The 2,518-nt window shown below is 59.3% G+C and carries 1 protein-coding gene and 1 pseudogene; both read right to left on the bottom strand.

The features are described from left to right. Positions 1 to 1,340, bottom strand: a 1,340-nt coding sequence (locus EN935_RS30830) for a DUF4838 domain-containing protein (RefSeq protein ID WP_127373956.1), incomplete at its 3' end; no start/stop codon positions are given. A gap of 850 nt (positions 1,341 to 2,190) precedes the next feature. Next, positions 2,191 to 2,518 (bottom strand): annotated as a pseudogene (locus EN935_RS41550) (hypothetical protein); the annotation flags it as partial.

The following is a 2,518-nucleotide window of genomic DNA, read 5'->3' on the forward strand; positions in this document are numbered from 1 at the left end:
ATACAATATCCGTCCAGAAAATAGTTCGCCCGCATGAAAAGCTTAGCTTGTGTGTCCGCCCAACCGCGCCACTGGGCCTTCATCCAGTCTTGCTCGTCGCCACTTCGGGGATAGAACCAGGATGATGGGCAAAATCCGATCATGATGTTCGGGCCCAATTTTACGCCCGATGTCGGAGCGGCGAAGTAGTTCATATAGGCGTAGCCCACGACAACCGCGTTTGAATTGTATTTCGCAGCGTTCTGCTGGATGGCTTGCCAGGAACGTGCATAACGGTCGGATACGAAAGGCTTGCTGGCAAGCTTCGACTTCGACGGGATGAATTTTCGATAGTTCGGCGGCTCGTGACCATCCAGCGCCTTGCACACATCGCATTCGCATTGGCCAGGGACGTCGTTCTCAACAGCGTTGACGAAGGTTGGAAGATGCCCCGGGCGATCGCCTCCATGCTGACGCCACTGCGAGACAATCTCTTCGTGCAGACCCGCATTGGAAATGCACATCGAGAAGCGCCCACCCAGCCGTGAGGGGCCTCGTTTGCCGTTGACCAGCTGGAACCATTCTGGATGCTCAGCGCCATACTGCCGCCACCAGTCGACGAAGGCATGGCCGTACTTCGCCGGGATTCGGCGACCCATGCGGTTGCGACGCAGAAATGCAGCCTGGGCGTTCATGTAGTCTTCAGCTGCTGCGGTGGTGAAGCCCATCTCGGGATGATCTTTGGTCCTTAAACCAGCACCCGTGCGCACTTGACGCTGCATGAATCGAGGCGTTACCACGCGATCTTGAAGAGGAACGACTACTGACTCTGCTTTTGGAACAAACGTTCCCAGTTCGCCCGGCCACAGCCACCGAACCGCAAAGTAGCGATCGAGAAGTTCGTAGACGCCGAAGAGCGTTCCCGCGGACGTGTTGACGTCAACAGGACTGCCGCTCGTGTCGTGCCCTGCGATACACAGGTGGCGGCCGACGGTGCGAAGCGCACACGACTCCGGCCCCAAGGCGTCGAAATCGACTCCGGCCTTTCGCGCAAACCGGGTATCGCCCAGAAAGATGTGGGTCTTGCCGAGCCCGGTCGACGTCACCTTGCTCTCGGTCACTGTGGCAGGTTGGAAGCCGGTGGCCTTTTCAATATGCCAGCTGAGTTCCACCGCAGCGTAGTGGACAGAGTCGTTGGGCGTATCGGGGGTGACCAGAGTGACGACGGGTCTGCCTTCCGCCACCAACGTTACACCATCGCCTGGCTGGTGGTACGCGTCAGCCGGCTTGCAAACGCCGAGCCAGTGCGACAGGCCTAACAGAGCTCCCTGCGCAAACGTCCTTCGCGACAGTGCAGGCATAACTAGACCCTACCTACGATCATCCAACTGGTGACTGCGCGAAGCGGCATGTGGAGTAGTGCAGGCATGGGCGCCATCCGAAGAAAATTACCCGCCGCAGGTTGGTACGGCGGGCGATCAAGCGTTGCATACCAAGCGAAGTGGCTGCCGTTGCACGCAGATCATCGGTGAATGGTATTGCCGCCGCTGTATTGATCCCAGATAGCCTTTGGACGTTTCCGCTAAACCTTTGGGCGGGGTGAGGGGACGTTCTTGTCCCTTGGTGGCTTGCTGTTTTTCGCGCCTTCCACGCTTGGTAGGATTCGACACGTACCCTCGTTCCGGGAGTTTGCTTGCGCCAAGCGGGGGACGAGATCGACAGTAGGGTGTTGGCAAAACCGGCATGGCAACCGATGGGCAAGTGTTAAAGTCGTCACATTCCGTGCAACTCTGGTCTGGCATTGTCGTTGTCATGTGCAGTTGCATGGCGACAGGGCTACAATTCATGGGGGGTAACGACCAGTGGCGAACTGTCGCCAGCTCTCTGGGCGTCACTGTTTATCAGCGCTCAAAGACAGTGTGGATCGTGGCCGGAAAATACAGAGGTCATGATTTTGAGGTGAAAGCTCGTTCGCCAAACATTGCGCTCGCTTTGTGGAAGGAGGCCGCGCGTTATACTGGTTCGGACTGGTGACAACCGACAGGACGGTATTTTGCGCATAGAACAGCGGCATGCTTCGTGAGAGATGTGCCGTGCCGGTCGGTGGCGGCGAAGGTGATATTTCCAACGACACAACCTCGACGATGGAGTTGGTTGTTGGACAAGCGGATGCCGGCAAGTGAATAACTCACTTAACGGCATCCGACAGTCTCAGGCGTTTGTCAGTCTAGCCGGCGCCGCCGCTCTTGCCGCTTTCGCCTCCAGCCTTGCCGCCGCTTTCGCCAGCACCGCTGCCCTTGCCGCTTTCGCCGCCAGCTTTGCCGCCGGTCTCGCCAGCGCCGCCAGCCTTGCCGCCGGTCTCGCCAGCACCGCCAGCTTTGCCGCCGGCTTCGCCAGTGCCTCCAGCCTCGCCAGTGCCTCCAGCCTCGCTTGACGCAGTGCTAAGGGTAGCGCCACCGGTCTCGCCGGCGAGACCGGTGGCAAGGCTGGAGGCGCCGGCGAGACCGGTGGCGCTACCCTTAGCACTGCGTCAAGCGCG

Origin of the sequence: Mesorhizobium sp. M7D.F.Ca.US.004.03.1.1, assembly GCF_003998635.1 — a bacterium.
Taxonomy (GTDB): domain Bacteria; phylum Pseudomonadota; class Alphaproteobacteria; order Rhizobiales; family Rhizobiaceae; genus Mesorhizobium; species Mesorhizobium loti.